Origin of the sequence: Flavobacterium sangjuense, assembly GCF_004797125.1 — a bacterium.
Classification (GTDB): domain Bacteria; phylum Bacteroidota; class Bacteroidia; order Flavobacteriales; family Flavobacteriaceae; genus Flavobacterium; species Flavobacterium sangjuense.
In genome coordinates, this window is sequence record NZ_CP038810.1 from 500,961 (window position 1) to 516,768 (window position 15,808).

At 33.0% G+C, this 15,808-nt stretch carries 14 protein-coding genes; 4 read left to right on the forward strand and 10 right to left on the reverse strand.

What is annotated here, in order from left to right; genetic code table 11:
• Window positions 1-5 precede the first annotated feature (5 nt).
• Window positions 6-1,205, forward strand: a complete 1,200-nt coding sequence (locus GS03_RS02200) for an ABC transporter permease (RefSeq protein ID WP_136150937.1) — start codon at window positions 6-8, stop codon at window positions 1,203-1,205.
• Here GS03_RS02200 and GS03_RS02205 read toward each other — a convergent pair.
• Window positions 1,202-1,636, reverse strand: a complete 435-nt coding sequence (locus GS03_RS02205; protein ID WP_136150938.1) for a lysozyme inhibitor LprI family protein — start codon at window positions 1,634-1,636, stop codon at window positions 1,202-1,204. The two genes, GS03_RS02200 and GS03_RS02205, sit on opposite strands and share 4 nt — an antisense overlap.
• Entirely contained in the window at window positions 1,596-2,588 is a 993-nt protein-coding gene (gene dusB / locus GS03_RS02210) for a tRNA dihydrouridine synthase DusB (protein WP_136150939.1), read from the reverse strand. The genes GS03_RS02205 and dusB overlap by 41 nt, the downstream gene beginning before the upstream one ends.
• Window positions 2,589-2,734: 146 nt before the next feature.
• Between dusB and GS03_RS02215 the strand changes: the two genes are divergently transcribed.
• From GS03_RS02215 to thiL, 3 genes are all read left to right on the forward strand, one after another.
• The gene (locus GS03_RS02215) at window positions 2,735-4,621 is read left to right on the forward strand and encodes a hypothetical protein (protein WP_136150940.1); all 1,887 of its coding nucleotides are present in this window, start codon (window positions 2,735-2,737) and stop codon (window positions 4,619-4,621) included.
• Window positions 4,622-4,684: 63 nt separating this feature from the next.
• Entirely contained in the window at window positions 4,685-6,481 is a 1,797-nt protein-coding gene (gene lepA, locus GS03_RS02220; RefSeq protein WP_136150941.1) for a translation elongation factor 4, read from the forward strand.
• A gap of 129 nt (window positions 6,482-6,610) precedes the next feature.
• Window positions 6,611-7,660, forward strand: a complete 1,050-nt coding sequence (gene thiL / locus GS03_RS02225; RefSeq protein WP_136150942.1) for a thiamine-phosphate kinase — start codon at window positions 6,611-6,613, stop codon at window positions 7,658-7,660.
• A 172-nt stretch (window positions 7,661-7,832) separates the two neighbouring features.
• Here thiL and GS03_RS02230 read toward each other — a convergent pair whose 3' ends face one another.
• The 8 genes from GS03_RS02230 to GS03_RS02265 form a co-directional block, all read right to left on the reverse strand.
• Complete coding sequence (locus tag GS03_RS02230) at window positions 7,833-8,486, reverse strand: response regulator (RefSeq protein WP_246034134.1); 654 nt, start codon at window positions 8,484-8,486, stop codon at window positions 7,833-7,835.
• An 8-nt stretch (window positions 8,487-8,494) separates the two neighbouring features.
• Entirely contained in the window at window positions 8,495-10,534 is a 2,040-nt protein-coding gene (locus tag GS03_RS02235; protein WP_168710256.1) for a tetratricopeptide repeat-containing sensor histidine kinase, read from the reverse strand.
• 99 nt (window positions 10,535-10,633) lie between these two features.
• Window positions 10,634-10,897, reverse strand: a complete 264-nt coding sequence (locus GS03_RS02240; RefSeq protein WP_136150945.1) for a hypothetical protein — start codon at window positions 10,895-10,897, stop codon at window positions 10,634-10,636.
• Between the two features lie 371 nt (window positions 10,898-11,268).
• Window positions 11,269-13,275 carry a tetratricopeptide repeat-containing sensor histidine kinase gene (locus GS03_RS02245; RefSeq protein ID WP_136150946.1) on the reverse strand — a complete coding sequence of 669 codons (2,007 nt, stop codon included), beginning with the start codon at window positions 13,273-13,275 and terminating at the stop codon, window positions 11,269-11,271.
• A gap of 229 nt (window positions 13,276-13,504) precedes the next feature.
• Entirely contained in the window at window positions 13,505-13,903 is a 399-nt protein-coding gene (locus tag GS03_RS02250) for a hypothetical protein (RefSeq protein ID WP_136150947.1), read from the reverse strand.
• A 17-nt stretch (window positions 13,904-13,920) separates the two neighbouring features.
• A complete protein-coding gene (locus tag GS03_RS02255) occupies window positions 13,921-14,304 on the reverse strand; it encodes a hypothetical protein (protein ID WP_136150948.1) in 384 nt (127 codons plus the stop codon).
• 85 nt (window positions 14,305-14,389) lie between these two features.
• Window positions 14,390-15,115 carry a hypothetical protein gene (locus GS03_RS02260; RefSeq protein WP_136150949.1) on the reverse strand — a complete coding sequence of 242 codons (726 nt, stop codon included), beginning with the start codon at window positions 15,113-15,115 and terminating at the stop codon, window positions 14,390-14,392.
• 72 nt (window positions 15,116-15,187) lie between these two features.
• Complete coding sequence (locus GS03_RS02265) at window positions 15,188-15,727, reverse strand: hypothetical protein (protein ID WP_136150950.1); 540 nt, start codon at window positions 15,725-15,727, stop codon at window positions 15,188-15,190.
• Window positions 15,728-15,808: the final 81 nt, after the last annotated feature.

A 15,808-nucleotide genomic window follows, 5' to 3' on the forward strand; every position in this document is an offset into this window, starting at 1 on the left:
TTCACTTGAACTTCCCGCTATACATAGCCAAAAGATATCTTTTTAGCAAAAGTAAAAACAATGCTATCAATATTATTACAGGCATTGCATCGATAGGAATTATTGTTGGAACTCTCGCTTTGTTTGTTGTCCTTTCGGTTTTTAGCGGCTTGCGCGATTTTAGTTTGTCTTTTTCGAATACTATTGATCCCGATTTAAAAATTAATCCGCTTAAGGGCAAAACTTTTTTTATTTCTCCAAAACAAGAAAAAGAAATCGCAGCTATTGAAGGCGTTGCTTACTATAGTAAAACAGTGGAAGAACGCGTGCTTTTCTTTTTTGACGGAAAAGAACAAGTGACTTATCTAAAAGGTGTCGATGCAAATTACACTAAAATCAATGATGTTTCTAAAAGTCTTTTTAACGGAAAATGGCTTCGGTACAATACTGCCGAAGTAGTTGTTGGTTACGGAATTACAGAAAAATTATCGCTTGGGCTTTTTGATTTTAATAATGATTTTGAGGTTTATGTGCCACGAAAAGGTAAAGCTGTAATTGAAAGTGAAGCTGAAGCTTTTAATAAATCCGTTTTGATTCCGGTTGGAATTTATGCCATAAGTGAGGATTTGGATTCCAAATATGTTTTTGCAGATTTGAGATTGGCTCAGGATTTATTGGAATACAAACCGAACCAAATTTCGGGCGTTGAAATCAAAATAAAACCCAATGCCAACGAAGCCGAAATTATGGAGAAACTTAATACAGTTTTCCAAAATAAAGTAGAAGTAAAAAATAGAGCGCAACTCAATGCTACATTATATAAGATGTTAAATACTGAGAATATTGCCGTCTATCTTATCTTCACGCTGGTCATTATTATTGCGTTATTCAATTTAATTGGCGCGCTAATCATGATGATTTTGGACAAGAAAAGTAATCTGAAAACACTTTTCAATCTGGGTTCCGAAGTCAAAGATTTAAAGAAAATATTCCTGCTTCAGGGAAGTTTGCTGACGATTATTGGCGGAATTATTGGTTTGATTTTGGGAATAATCATCGTGCTGATTCAACAGCATTTCAAATTAGTCATGATTACCGAATCCTTGGCGTATCCGGTGGTTTTCACTATTCAGAATGTGTTGATTGTTTTCGGAACTATAGTCGCGCTTGGTTTTATTTCCAGTTGGATTGCGAGTAGTCAGGTGACTAAAAAGTTGCTGGATTAAAGTCTTTTTATTAATTCTTCTACCCTATCAAATACGAAATCTGCCTCTTTATCTGTGATAATCATCCTCAAATCACTACCTATAATATCACCTACTTCATTTTTAGTGTTTTTTTCAACTTTTCTAAAATATGAATCTTTCTTTTTAAGCCAACCTAATTGTTCATTTTTGAACTTTCTTTTCTCAGTAGTGTTAAGTTTTAGTCTGATTTTATTGTAAACTACATTAAGTAGGCTGTCTGTTTTTTTATAATAATCTAATGAACATCCCAACATGTAATCTCCTTTGTCAAGGCAACTTTGATGGTCTGTTTTTATTTTATTTAAAGTTTTAATTGTTTGCGATTGGCAAAAACCAAAACACAAAACAGTAATACTTATGTAAGCGAACTTAAACAAACTGATAATCTGCGTAAACTTCCTGAATTTCATCCAAGGCTTTGAATAAAGCTTCAGCCGATTCGAGCGTTACTAATTTTAATCTGTGCTCTTTGAAGTTGGAAACACCTTTGAAGTAATTCGTGTAATGTCGGCGCATTTCTACAATTCCAACGCGTTCGCCTTTCCAATCCATTGACCAGGTTAAGTGATTTCGTGTCGCTTCGATTCGGTCAGCCATTGTTGGTTGTGCCAAATGTTCTCCGGTTTTGAAGTAATGTTTGATTTCGTTAAAAATCCATGGATAACCAATCGCAGCACGACCAATCATCATACCGTCAAGGCCATACTTATTTTTGTATTCCAATGCTTTTTCGGGAGAATCTATATCGCCATTTCCAAAAATTGGCATGGTAAGTCTTGGGTTTTCTTTGATTCTTTGAATATGCGACCAATCTGAATGACCTTTATACATTTGAGCACGAGTTCTGGCATGAACTGTCAAAGCCTGCACACCTATATCTTGCAAACGTTCCGCAACCTCATCAATATTGATAGAACTTTCGTCCCAGCCCAAACGTGTTTTTACCGTTACCGGAAGATTGGTTCCTTTAATCACGGCTTTGGTCAGACGCACCATCAAATCAACATCTTTCAAAACGCCGGCACCAGCACCTTTGCATACTACTTTTTTTACCGGACAACCAAAATTAATATCCACCAAATCTGGGTGAACAGCGTCAACAATTTTGGCCGACATTTCCATCGCTTCTTCATCACCACCAAAAATCTGAATTCCGACCGGTCTTTCGTAATCGAAAATATCCAATTTCATTCGGCTTTTTATGGCATCACGAATCAACCCTTCCGAAGAGATAAATTCCGAGTACATCAAATCGGCACCGTGCAATTTGCACAGTCTGCGAAATGGCGGATCACTCACGTCTTCCATAGGCGCAAGTAATAGCGGAAAGTCAGGTAATTCTATGTTGCCGATTTTTGGCATTTTTTAATACTTTTTTGCAAAAGTACGATTTTTTAATTTTTCACAAAAAAGGCACTTTTGGTCCTGTCAGGAAATCTTTTGCTAACACGAGATTAATTTGGCTAATATCATTAGCTTTGCAGTCAAATATTTAATAGGTGAATTTTATGAAAAAGATTTTTGTGTGTGTTTTGTTATTAATGACGGCATTTGTTAATGCCCAGCGTCAAGCTGATAATTCGGTTGCTTTAGAAAATAATTTAAAAGAAGTATATTTCAATGCTTTTTCAGGAATTCCTGTAGTTCAGTCAAACAAAGAATTAATAGGAGTAGACCCTTACCAAGGAAAAGTGATTTGGAAACAGCCAATGGGTTCACTTGGTTCGCTTTCAACACTAAATGGTGAAGGTGATGCTGTTGTGAATAATATCAACAATACTCCTTTTATCATTTTGGAAAATAAAACCTTGTTGGACACCCGAAACGGAAATGTGCTTTTGAAAGGAAATAAAATAGAAGGATTTCAGTTGTTGCCCGAAATTTTCTCGGTTTTGGTTGCTACCAAAGGTGAAAAAGGAGAAAAAACCTTTTCAATGATTGACATGAAATCATCAAAAGTAAAGTGGTCATCACCTGTAAAAGTAAAAACAAGTCTTTTAGACAAAGCAATGGCTTTGGGTTCAACCGAAGGAACTCCGGAAAGTTTCAGAAATCTAATCCATACCAAAAACAATAAAATTGCTTTAATGTATGGTAAATCAATAATGATATTGGACGGTAACAACGGAAATGTCATTCTGAATGATAATATTAAGACCGGAATGCTGTTCACCGATAGTAATGAAAAAAATCTTTTTGTAGTTGAAGGGAGCCCGGGATTAGTAGCGGAGTTGAGAAGTTTTGACGATAGTGTTATCGTATTTGATTTCAATACAGGAAAAGAAATTGAAAAAATCAAACTGGAAGATAAATTTGGTTGGTACAATGATATTGATGGTCAAATTTTTATTAAATCCAAAGCAGACGGGATGATGTATGACTATTCAGGTAAAGAAGTTTGGAAAAGAAGATTCGACGAAAAAAGAATTTACAAGATTGAAAAAGATCCTCAAGGTTATGTAGTTTTTTATAAAAACGAAAAGATGTTGGTAGACAAACAAGGAAAGAAAGTTTGGAAAAAAGCAGAGAAAGTAGCACTTAACTTTGAAGATGACGATTATGATTGGTTAGAAGAAGATGGATATACAAAATATGAATACAAAGCCGGGACAATATATGTAACCAGTAATGTTTTAAGATATTTTGACAATAAGGACAAAACCAAAAACATAAAAAAGACTCTTAGTTACAAAACAAACCTGACTTCTTTTGACGAAGAAACAAAATCTCTTTTGGTTATTGAATGTGGCGTTGGTAGCGAAGCTTTATTTTTCTTTAATCCTGACAAAGGGCTATTGCCAAAAACAGGACAGTCTATTTCTATCAAAAAACCAGGGTTTTTAAATATTTTTGAAAAGACTGCGACTGGTTTTTTTGTTTCCAGTCCATGGGAGTTTATTGTGTTAGATGACAAAGGAAAGATTGTTACACAAAAATACTATTCTACGCCGGGTGAAACAGGAAGAAAATTACTAAATGTTGCCTCTGGAATCTTAGATACTGCCGGAGCCGTTTCAGAAGTAGAAGGTATCACGAATATGGTTGGTGGTACACCGGAAGCCTTAGGAAATTCAATGGGTGTTCCTGGAGCTACTACAGACCAAGCCGACAAAGGAGTGAAACAATTTAATAGAGGAGAATATTACACAGAAGCCGCCGACATGCTATATAATCCTAATCGATTGAACGCATTTACTCAAACAAACGATTACGCTTTCTTTTTCACCAAAGATAAAACCGGAAATAAATTCTTAGTTCAGGTTGAAAAAAAGTCAGGGAAAGAATTGGACAAACTTAAATTTGAAAGCAATACACCTAAATATGTAGTTGATGAAGTTGAAAAAAGAGTTTTCTACATCAACAAAAACAATTTAGACATTTTTTTAATTAAATAAATAACTTAGGTTATAACAGTATAAAATATAATTTAACGACAGTTGAATTACAGCTAAAAGAAGATGAAGCATATTAGAAATTTTTGCATTATTGCACATATTGACCACGGAAAAAGTACGTTGGCTGACCGATTGCTTGGTGCTACACAAACCGTTACCGCTCGTGAAGAGAAAGCCCAATTGCTTGACAATATGGACTTGGAGCGCGAACGTGGTATTACGATTAAGAGTCACGCCATTCAAATGGAATACAAATATAAAGGTGAAGATTATATACTAAACCTTATTGATACTCCGGGACACGTTGATTTCTCGTATGAAGTTTCGCGTTCAATTGCAGCCTGCGAAGGTGCGCTTTTGATTGTTGATGCGGCTCAAAGTATTCAGGCACAAACAATTTCTAACTTGTATTTGGCTTTAGAAAATGACTTGGAAATTATTCCGGTTTTAAATAAGGTTGATTTACCAAGTGCTAATCCGGAAGAAGTTAGCGACGATATTATTGATTTATTAGGTTGTAAACTTGAGGATATTATTCACGCTTCTGGGAAAACCGGTTTGGGTGTAGAAAATATTCTTGCAGCGATAATCGAAAAAATTCCAGCACCGAAAGGTGTAAAAGACGAACCTTTACAAGCTTTGATTTTTGATTCACACTATAATCCGTTTCGTGGAATCGAAGTTATTTTCCGTGTGAAAAACGGAGAAATCAGAAAAGGGCAGAAAATCAAATTCATGGCTACCGGCAACGAATATTTTGCTGATGAAGTTGGAACCTTGAAGTTAAATCAAGTGCCAAAAGATGTGATTTCTACAGGTGATGTTGGGTATTTGATATCCGGAATTAAAGAAGCAAAAGAAGTAAAAGTTGGTGACACTTTAACAGATGCAAAAACGCCAACAACGAATATGATTACGGGATTTGAAGATGTAAAACCAATGGTTTTCGCCGGAATTTATCCTGTTGACACGGAAGATTACGAAGATTTGCGTGCTTCGATGGAGAAACTGCAATTGAATGATGCAAGTTTAGTTTTTACTCCTGAAAGTTCAGCCGCTTTAGGTTTTGGTTTCCGTTGCGGATTCTTAGGAATGCTGCATTTGGAAATCATACAGGAACGTTTGGAGCGCGAATACGATATGACTGTAATTACTACGGTTCCTAACGTTTCGTATTTGGCTTATACCAAAAAAGAACCAGAAGTTGGTTTCGTGGTAAACAATCCATCGGATTTACCGGAACCTTCAAGACTAGACAGAGTTGAAGAGCCGTTTATCAAAGCGACAATCATTACCAAAGCTGATTATGTTGGTAACGTAATGAGTTTATGTATTGAAAAACGTGGAGTTATTACCAATCAAACGTATCTGACTACCGAAAGAGTAGAATTGAATTTTGATATGCCTTTGGCGGAAATTGTATTCGATTTTTATGATAGATTAAAAACCGTTTCTAAAGGATATGCGTCGTTTGACTACTCACCAATTGGTATGCGAGCGTCTAAGTTAGTGAAATTAGATGTTTTATTGAATGGTCAATCTGTCGATGCGCTTTCGGCTTTAATTCACGAAAGTAATGCTTATAACATTGGTAAAAAAATGTGTGAAAAGCTGCGCGAATTAATCCCAAGACAACAATTTGACATTCCGATTCAGGCTGCTATTGGTGCTAAAATCATTGCGCGTGAAACGATAAAAGCGTTGCGAAAAGACGTTACCGCCAAATGTTATGGTGGCGATATTTCGCGTAAGCGTAAACTTCTTGAAAAACAGAAAAAAGGAAAGAAAAGAATGCGTTTGGTAGGAAATGTTGAAATTCCGCAGGAAGCTTTTATGGCGGTATTGAAATTGAATGATTAAAAGGTGCTAAGGTACTGAGGTGCTAAGGCAGCATAATAAATGAGAACCTGATTGTGAAAGCAATCGGGTTTTTTGTTGGAATAAACCTTAGAACCTTAGTATCTTTGCACCTTAGAACCTTAGAAAAAAATGTTAGAAGATAAAACTCCGCAACGCACTTCACTTTCTCAATTGGGCGAATTTGGTTTGATTGACCATTTGACAAAAAACTTTGATGTAAAACAACCATCGACTTTAAAAAGTATAGGTGATGATGCTGCTGTTTTGGATTTTAAGGACAAAAAAGTTGTTGTTTCTACAGATTTATTGATTGAAGGTGTTCACTTTGATTTGTCCTATATGCCTTTGCGTCATTTGGGTTACAAGGCTGTTGTTGTAAATGTGTCTGATATTTGCGCGATGAATGCAAAGCCAACACAGATAACGGTTTCGGTGGCGGTTTCTAATCGTTTTCCGCTGGAAGCTTTAGAAGAATTATTTGATGGAATTGCTTTAGCAGCTAAATTTTATAATGTAGATGTTATTGGTGGTGATACAACTTCGTCCCAAAAAGGATTGATTATTTCAATTACTGCAATTGGAGAAGCAAATGAGGTAGACATTGTATACCGTGATGGTGCAAATAACGGGGATTTGTTGGTTGTCACAGGCGATTTAGGTTCGGCCTATATGGGATTACAAGTTTTGGAACGTGAAAAACAAGTCTTTCAGGTAAATCCGAACAACCAACCTGATTTAGATGCTTATACTTATTTAATTGAGCGTCAATTAAAACCTGAAGCGCGTCACGATATTAAAGATTTGTTGGAAAAACTCGAAGTAAAACCAACATCGATGATTGATATTTCGGATGGTTTGTCTTCGGAGATTATCCATATTTGTAAACAAAGCAAAGTTGGGTGTAATTTATATGAAGAAAAAATCCCGGTTGATCCTCAGTTTATCAATGTTTGTGAAGAATTCAATATAGATTCGACAACCGTTGCTATTAATGGTGGTGAAGATTATGAATTGCTGTTTACTATTGCTTTAGAAGATTTTGACAAGATAAAAGCCAATCCAAATTTTACTGTAATTGGCCATTTAACACAAGAAAGTGAAGGCATTCATTTGGTTACGAGAGCTAACACCAAAATCCCTTTAAAAGCACGTGGTTGGGATGCCTTGAGTGAAGAGTAACCTTCCTGATAAACCAAAAAAGCGATACCTTTTACAGTATCGCTTTCCCCCTAAATCATGTAAATAGAGTAGCTTTTTGAGATTACTACTCTAGTCTACAGGTAACCCTAAAATCATGCAGCTAAGTTACACTATGTAGACAAAATCGTTGTTACGGTTTCCCGTATAATCGTTAAATGACACCTTTTGTTTTGGCTTCATTAATCAAATCTACATCAGTTGATCCTTTTACTTCAAGAATTTCTCTGATGTTGAGTTTGCGTTTCTCAATAGCACTAAGGGATAGCGGTATATATTGTGGCAAATCTTTAGTTTTTACTCCTTTTGACAAATGAAATAAAATTTGTTTATCAAAAGCGTCTAATTCTATATTGTTATATTGGGCTTGACCCACTAGTTTAATAACCGTTTGGCTGTAGTAACTTTCATTGTTAATGATTTTATCAAAAGCAAAAATCAATTCGTCAAAAGTCAAGTCATTTTTAATAATCAATCCGTTCGGATTAATGTTTTTGATAATGTTATTAATTTTAAGCAGTTCAGTGTGCATCGTTAATAGTATGACTTTGCAACCCGGCATTTCCTTTTTTATTAAAGTTGCTAAGTCTTCGCCTGAGTAAATTCCTTTTTCTGCATATTCAGGCATACTGATATCAAAAAAAGCTACATCAAACTTTTTCTTGCCATCGACGATATTTTCATATCCCGATTTACAATTGTTTGCCTGGGTAACATCAAACTCATATCCTTGTTGGCTATACTTTTCTAATGCATTTTTATACGCCTGAATTATAAAAGGATGATCATCTACTATTAATATGTTCATTGATTTTATCATGCTTGTTCTTCAATTAGTTGTTTGGTTTCTGTTGGTATTGTGATTATAATAGTTGTCCCGTGATCTTTTTTAGAAGTAATGTCTATAATTCCCTGACAGTCGTTGGTTCTGGAAATCATGTTTTGCATTCCGATTCCTTTACTTTTTTTGTTAACATCAAAGCCGATTCCGTCATCTTGTATTTTCAGGAAGACATTTTCTGAATCTCCGCTAATGTCAACCTTAATTTCCTTTGCATTCGCGTACTTGTTGATGTTTTGTAACCCTTCCTGCAAAATCCGGTACATGTTAATTTTGATAGCATTGCCTATTTTATCCCAGTTAATAGAGGTGTCAATATGATAGATTACCTCGGCTTCATGTGAGGACTTCTGCTCTTCCAATAAATTATGAACGATTGACACAAAGTTATTAATTAAAACTAATTTCTCTCTATTCAGGTCGTGTGAAATTTCACGAATATCCTGTTCGATAGTTTTTAATTCATTTAATAATTCATTTCTTTTTTGCGGTGCATCAGGATCGGTACTTGAATTCAAACTATCCAGATTTAAACGCAATCCAAACATCCTCCCTAAAACACCATCGTGGAGATCTTGCGCCAAGCGTTTCTTTTCTTTGTTTCTGCTTTCATCAATGATAGACTGCTGCGACATCATGAGATTAAAAATTTCCTCATTTGCTTTTTGTTGGGCTTGTTTAAATAACAACTCTCGTGTTCTGGCGCGTTGCGCTCTTACTATAAATAATAATGCCACTAAAATGAAAGTTACTACAAAAATTAAAAGCAGGTTTCTATTTCTATTTTCAAGGACATCGTTTTGCTGAATGATTTCCTTTGTTTCGAATTGAATTCTACTAAAACGATCTTTAGAATTTCGTTCTGCAATTTGTAGACTATCACTAATTCTAATGTATTCATCAGAATATTGAACAGATCTTTTTTTGTCAACATTCGCTGCTTGTTTTAAAGATGCAATTCTAAAAATTGGTATATTAGATTTTTTAGAACCATTTATTGCTTGCTTTGAAAACTCAATCGCCTTTAAAGTATCTTTAACTTGCGAAAAATATTCGGATAAGTGAATGTATACTACAACTTTTGAACTCTGATTTTTGAGGTTATTTTTATATTTAAGTGAGTTATAAAAGAGTTCTGGAAGATTAGCAAAGTTGTTTGATTTTAATTCAGAATACGCCAGATTATCAATAATTATAGAATACAATTCTGGATTTTGGACTTTGAGTTTATCATTAGACAGCGCTTTTCTATAGGAAGCGATTGCTTTCTTATAATCTTTTAAATCACTATATACCAGTCCAAGATTATTTAAACTATTTGCTTCCTGATGTTCACTCGTCTGAAGCTTACCGGTTTTAATGGTTTCCAAGGCTTTTTGATAATAAAAAATTGCCCTACTATATTCCTTTAATTCTGATGAAACTGAACCGAGGCTACTTAAAGTCGCATAAATTCTTTGATAATCCTCTGTCTTTTTTAAAATACTATATGCTTTTCTTAGCGAAAGATCGGCTCCCAAAAAATCGTTCGCGTCTAATTGAACGACACCCTTTTTTAGTAGAACAACTCCATAATCTATATCATTAAAATTTTTGTATATTTTTTCAGATTTAAGATAATGATAGAAGGAACTATCAAGAACGTGTTCATTATAGTAATAATTGCCAAGGCATCTATGAGATCTGGCAATAAGGACACTATCACCCGATGATTCAGAAAGTTTAAGCAATTTTTGAGAAGAAGCCTTATATTTATTCCATTCTCCTAAACCAAAATAATTGTCTATTATTTGATTTAAGTTTTTCCTTTTATCTGAAGAGTTTTTTGCTTTAACAAGAATTATATATGCAGTATCATTTAATTTTAAAGCTTCTTTATCCGAATTAGAAGTCTCTATTTTTTTTAAATAAATCTCCGTCTTTTGAATATAATTGTCTTTTGAAGTTTTATCTTCATGATTATTACAATTAAATAAAAAGACGGTTAAGAATATTAAAAGATGAATTTTTCTCAAAGCAAAAAAAAGTTTTAACAAATATATATAAAAAAAACTAGTGAAAATTTTCACTAGTTTTCTTTAAAATTTATTAAAAATTATTTCCTTATTTTAGAATTAATTTCCTGTTCCTACTGTACCTCTTCCTCCTAGGTCAAAATCACCTGTTCCTACACCACCTCTTCCTCCAATGTCGAAACCACCTGTTCCAACTGTACCTCTTCCACCGATGTTGAAATCACCTGTTCCTACACCACCTCTTCCACCGATATTGAAATCACCTGTTCCTACACCACCTCTTCCTCCAATGGTTGGAGTTGTAAATGACGTGACAATAAGCATTAAAGCTAATAATCCGAATGTTGTTGCTAATTTTTTCATAATTTGAGACTTTTATGTGTTAATGTTTTATTTCGTTTTTTGTTGTGTGTCCTAACAATTGATTTGAGGCAATGTGACACTTACACGGTGTAAAACTAAAAAGGATGCCTCTGTGAATACCTATGAATATTGGTGTTTATGGTAGAATGATGCCGTTTGATAGTGGATGATAGCCAAATCTTGGTGGATGGTTTTTGAGAATTTTTGGTTTTTGACCAAAAAGCTTGTCATTATTGGCTTTGACAAAATTCATTTTGAAGTAGCGAGCATGAAATTTGGGTAGATGTACTCCTAAAACTATAGATTATATATAAAATAAAAACAAAACCTTACAGCTTTGTCTCTATCAAGAAAATGTATAGATGACAAAACTAAATTGTAAATGGGATAGTAATGTTTATGGAAGTGCTTATAGTATTTGATTCAATAAAGACTTCTCCTTTAAGAGATTTGACACGATGGTTTATATTATTCAAACCAATCCCTGCAAAGTTAACATTAGTGTCAAATCCTTTTCCGTTATCGGTAATACAAAGGCAAATATTGTTCTTATTTAAAGCCAGGCTAATAATGACATTAGAAGCTCTAGCATATTTGTTAATGTTGTGACTTGCTTCCTGGATAATTCGGTATAAATTCATTTTTATCCCGCTTGAAATATGATTCCAATCAATATTTTTAGATATCTCAAGTATGTATTGTGAACTAGTTGTAGTGTTTTGTGTAATTATAAACTCATTTAAAATCACTACAAAACTATTACTTTCCTTAAAAACATCTAAATTCAAATTGTGGGCAATATTTCGTATTTCTTGTTCTATTTTATAAATTTCTTGGACATGGATTAAGCACTTATTTATAGTTTCTTTGTCTTTTTGGTATGATAACATATTGAGATTAAGACGTGTGCTGGCCAATCTGTTCATTACACCATCATGCAATTCAATCGCTATTCTTTTTTTCTCACTTTGCCTTGCTTCTTCTTCTTTTCTTTTTTGGTTTAGCATCAAATCATAGATTTCTTCATTGGCTTTTTGCTGCTCTTGTAGTAATTGTAACTCTTTTTGTTTAGATTGTTGACGCGTTATGATAAGGATTAAAAGCACAAATAAAACAATAACTGTAGCTATTGTAGCTACAATCCATTTTTGATTAACTGCTTTGTCCTTTTCTTGAGTAATCTCTTCGGTTTCATAGGCTATTCGAGCAAATTTATCTCTAAAGTTCCGTTCCGAAATTTGCAGACTATTATTAACCCGAATATATTCTTGCGCATTGGTTGAGGCGTTTTTTTTGTCAACTTTTATGAGTTGTTCTAAAGTAACTAGAATATCCGAGGGATTGTTATAACTTTTTGAAAGGAAAAGTGCTTTTTTAGCAGCTCTTATAGCATTTGCAGTATCATTTATTTTCTCATAATACATGGAAAGATACATCTGATTGTAATTACTGCCATTTATTGTTTTACTATTTTTATAAATATTATCTGCTATAAAAAACACCTTAGGCAATTCTTTTAAATTATTCATTTTAAGTTTGGAATACCCTAAAAGACTTACAGCAGTAGCATAATTGCTTGGGTTTATTTCTTTAAAGTCTTTATTTTTTATAATTGAATCTAACTCATTATAAGCTTTTTTATATTCCCCTATTTCAATATAAGATGTAGAAATGTTATTAGCAATGATGTTTTTCATTTTTAAATTGCACCTTTTTCTGTTAATTTTTAGGTAATATTCAATCGCTTTATTGTCTTGTTTGAGACCTCCTAAATTATTACCTATTTGATTAAGGATAACTCCGTATGGAATATTACTTCTATATTTTTTTTGTATTTTTAATACTTCGAAAGCTGTTTTATTACTACCTAATAAGTCTCCCGCATAATATTGAGTAAGGCTAATATTAAATAGCAAACTCATAATTTCTTTGTGTTCACTAAGTTGAAATAAATGCTTTTTTGCTTTAAAAAAATAATATAACGCTTTTTCGTTTTCTGAGTTATTCATATAGTATAATCCTAATACTTTATAGCTCAAACTAATCCAATAATCATCTTTTAATAATAATGCTTTTTTTAGCATTAAAGCAGAATTAAACTTCAATTCTTTTAATTGATTAAATCGATGAAAGTTCATAGTTGTTTTATACAACGATGAAATTGATACCGTATCATTCATATTCATATTAATCATAGAATATGCCTTATTATTATACCCTTTTCTTTTTCCATAGGACATGTTGTCATTACCCGCCAAATCAAGATATTTCTGAATAGAATCATTCCTGGCCTGAGCGTCTTTATCTACAGTTTTAGAAGTACAACCATATAAAGATGTCAACAAAATAATAACCCAATAAGAGAGTAGTCTATTCATAAAGCCAATATAGTAAAAACGAATTGAGTCCCGGTTTAAAAAACCGGAACCCAATTCTACCACAATTTAATTTATCTTCATCAAACTTGTATTGTTAGTTATTGCAAATTTCTTTCAATAAGAAAAATACGCTCTTGATTTTGACATTGTAAAAGTAAATCGCGATTTTCACATTTTGGTACACTAAAAGTGTACATTTTATAAATTTTCAAATTAATTGTAAAATATCTTATTCTTCCTTTACCGTAATTACAACATCATCCTCAAACTTGTACTCGCCTTTCTTATAAATTTCTTTATTAGTCAGTACAATTTCATACGTATAAATACCTTTAGGAAATTGAAATAGACATTCCTTCCCATCTTTTGGGATAATGAGTTCTTTTTTAAAACTGTCTCCGTCTTCTTTTTTACCTGTAATTATAAAAGTAATCCTTTCGTTAAGTTTGTTTTTTACGCATACACTTTCAATTACTTTACTGTCCTTTTTAGCTCCTGATTTGCTTGTCTTCAGTACCGACAAGCCACTTAATAAAAGTTCGCCTCCCTTGATTACATTGTTAAGATCCGTTTGGGGAAATAATGATTGGCTCATAAATAATACCAAAAGCAGTATTTTGTGTTTCATTTTTTTATTGTTTTCAATTAACCCATTACTGCGGCAAGTATCATTGCTTTGAGCCTTTTTGTAGCTGTTGTAGTATCAACACAATTGACATTAATCAATCCGGACATTAATCCTCTTCCAGCTCCAATCGCTACTTCAACCTTGATTTCTATTGTTATCTCACAAGTGTTTTGCTTGCTGTTTTCAGAGTTGCTAAAATCTAATCCATCGATAATTTGTTCAGCTTCTTCATTGAGTTCCTCTAGAGACAGAAACTTATATTCTATAACCTCTTTTTCATATTTCGTTATTAATGACGCACTTTTGAAATCAGCTTTTTGATTTACATCGTTTTTCTCTTGTGCAATTCCATTAAATACAAATGAGACTATGGCTATTAAGCCAAATAATGGTTTTTTCATTTCGTATAATTTTAATTATTGCAGTCCGGCTTTGTGTCGTCAAACATTATAAAGATGCACTGCTTTTGTGCTTAAAAAGTAACCTTTATTTAAATCCGTGTTTTAACAATTCTTCCCGAATTCCTATAAAATGTTTAGCTCCATATATAATTGCCACTTTCTTATGACTATCATTTAAAAGCGTTTTTATAACATTTTTATTTCTAAAATTTACATAAACATCATCTGTGATTTTTTTACCCGCTGGCTTATATTTACAGTTAGGTTTTTCATAAAAACTTTTCTCAAAATCACACGGTTCTAATTTTATTTCACCATACTTACTTTCGTAATAATCAATCATTTCTTTTAAAGTAACATCGACAGTTTTACTGTTTGATTCGTCTAAGCCAAATTTACCTGAAGAAGGTTGATCCAATATTTCCTTCTTAAACTTCACTTTTCCTTTATAAATAGAGTCAAAAAAATGTTTGTAACCAATATTATTTCTGCTAAATGGAATTCCGGATATTTTAATTGATTTCCTAACAGTTATAGAATCCTTTTTATTCCCTTTAACCTCTTCTGTATAAAAAAAGTAACCAATCCTTTTAAGAGAATCTATTTTAGCTTTAACATCATCATAAAAAAGTTTCGTCCCTAAATGATGCATCGGGATAAAAATTACTTCTTTTTCTACATTACTAACTTTAGATAGTTTTACATTGTCATCGTATACTCCCGTGAGTTTAAATGCCAGATTAATTTTATAAGAAGTGCAGCATATTAAACTAAATGAGGTTAAATAAATTAGAATCTTAATTTTTTTCATAACAATTTCGAATTAAATCAACGGTGCATACTTTATGCATACACCATTGATTACTTATTTTAAATTTGATAATTAAAGGCCTGCTATTAGTATAGTTAATACTGTTACAATTGTATCCATAATTTTTCCGCCTCCTTCATCTCCAAAAATCTCTTTAATCCAGCAACTCAACTGATACCATCTGCATTTTGCACTAACAGCATTAGCAGCATAAGGATTGAAATCTCCTGTGGTACCACCAAATAATTCGCTGCCATCTGTTTTTACCCCTTTTACGGAAAGATTGTGAATATATAATAGAGCAACTGCCATTTCTTTCCCATTATAACTTTTTAATATTTCTGCTTGAGAAGTTTTACTAATGAGTAATTTGTATGAAGCGTTTAATAAATCATTCCCCTCTTTGGGTATTTTAGAATACCAGGAACCTGTAATTGTTTTCTTGAAATCTTCAACATTGGTGGTTTTGTCAAATGCTGGTTTTAATGAAATTGTAAAATCTGACATTCCTTGTGCCAATTGTAATCTTACACTTTCTTGAGTTATTTTTTGTGCATTCCCATTGAACGCAAATAAAACTGTGGCAATTAAGCCAAATAATAAATTTTTCATAAATTTGTGTATAATTTTAATTATTGCAGTCCAGCTTTGTGTCGTCAAAACATTATAAAGGTTGGGCTGCTTTTTTTGGTT

Bases quoted from the DNA above. Each gene is read 5' to 3' on its own strand.
- GS03_RS02205 (WP_136150938.1), bottom strand. From the start codon at position 1,636: ATGAAATTCAGGAAGTTTACGCAGATTATCAGTTTGTTTAAGTTCGCT.
- dusB (WP_136150939.1), bottom strand. From the start codon at position 2,588: ATGCCAAAAATCGGCAACATAGAATTACCTGACTTTCCGCTATTACTT.
- GS03_RS02215 (WP_136150940.1), top strand. From the start codon at position 2,735: ATGAAAAAGATTTTTGTGTGTGTTTTGTTATTAATGACGGCATTTGTT.
- lepA (WP_136150941.1), top strand. From the start codon at position 4,685: ATGAAGCATATTAGAAATTTTTGCATTATTGCACATATTGACCACGGA.
- thiL (WP_136150942.1), top strand. From the start codon at position 6,611: ATGTTAGAAGATAAAACTCCGCAACGCACTTCACTTTCTCAATTGGGC.
- GS03_RS02230 (WP_246034134.1), bottom strand. From the start codon at position 8,486: ATGAACATATTAATAGTAGATGATCATCCTTTTATAATTCAGGCGTAT.
- GS03_RS02240 (WP_136150945.1), bottom strand. From the start codon at position 10,897: ATGAAAAAATTAGCAACAACATTCGGATTATTAGCTTTAATGCTTATT.
- GS03_RS02245 (WP_136150946.1), bottom strand. From the start codon at position 13,275: ATGAATAGACTACTCTCTTATTGGGTTATTATTTTGTTGACATCTTTA.
- GS03_RS02250 (WP_136150947.1), bottom strand. From the start codon at position 13,903: ATGAAACACAAAATACTGCTTTTGGTATTATTTATGAGCCAATCATTA.
- GS03_RS02255 (WP_136150948.1), bottom strand. From the start codon at position 14,304: ATGAAAAAACCATTATTTGGCTTAATAGCCATAGTCTCATTTGTATTT.
- GS03_RS02260 (WP_136150949.1), bottom strand. From the start codon at position 15,115: ATGAAAAAAATTAAGATTCTAATTTATTTAACCTCATTTAGTTTAATA.
- GS03_RS02265 (WP_136150950.1), bottom strand. From the start codon at position 15,727: ATGAAAAATTTATTATTTGGCTTAATTGCCACAGTTTTATTTGCGTTC.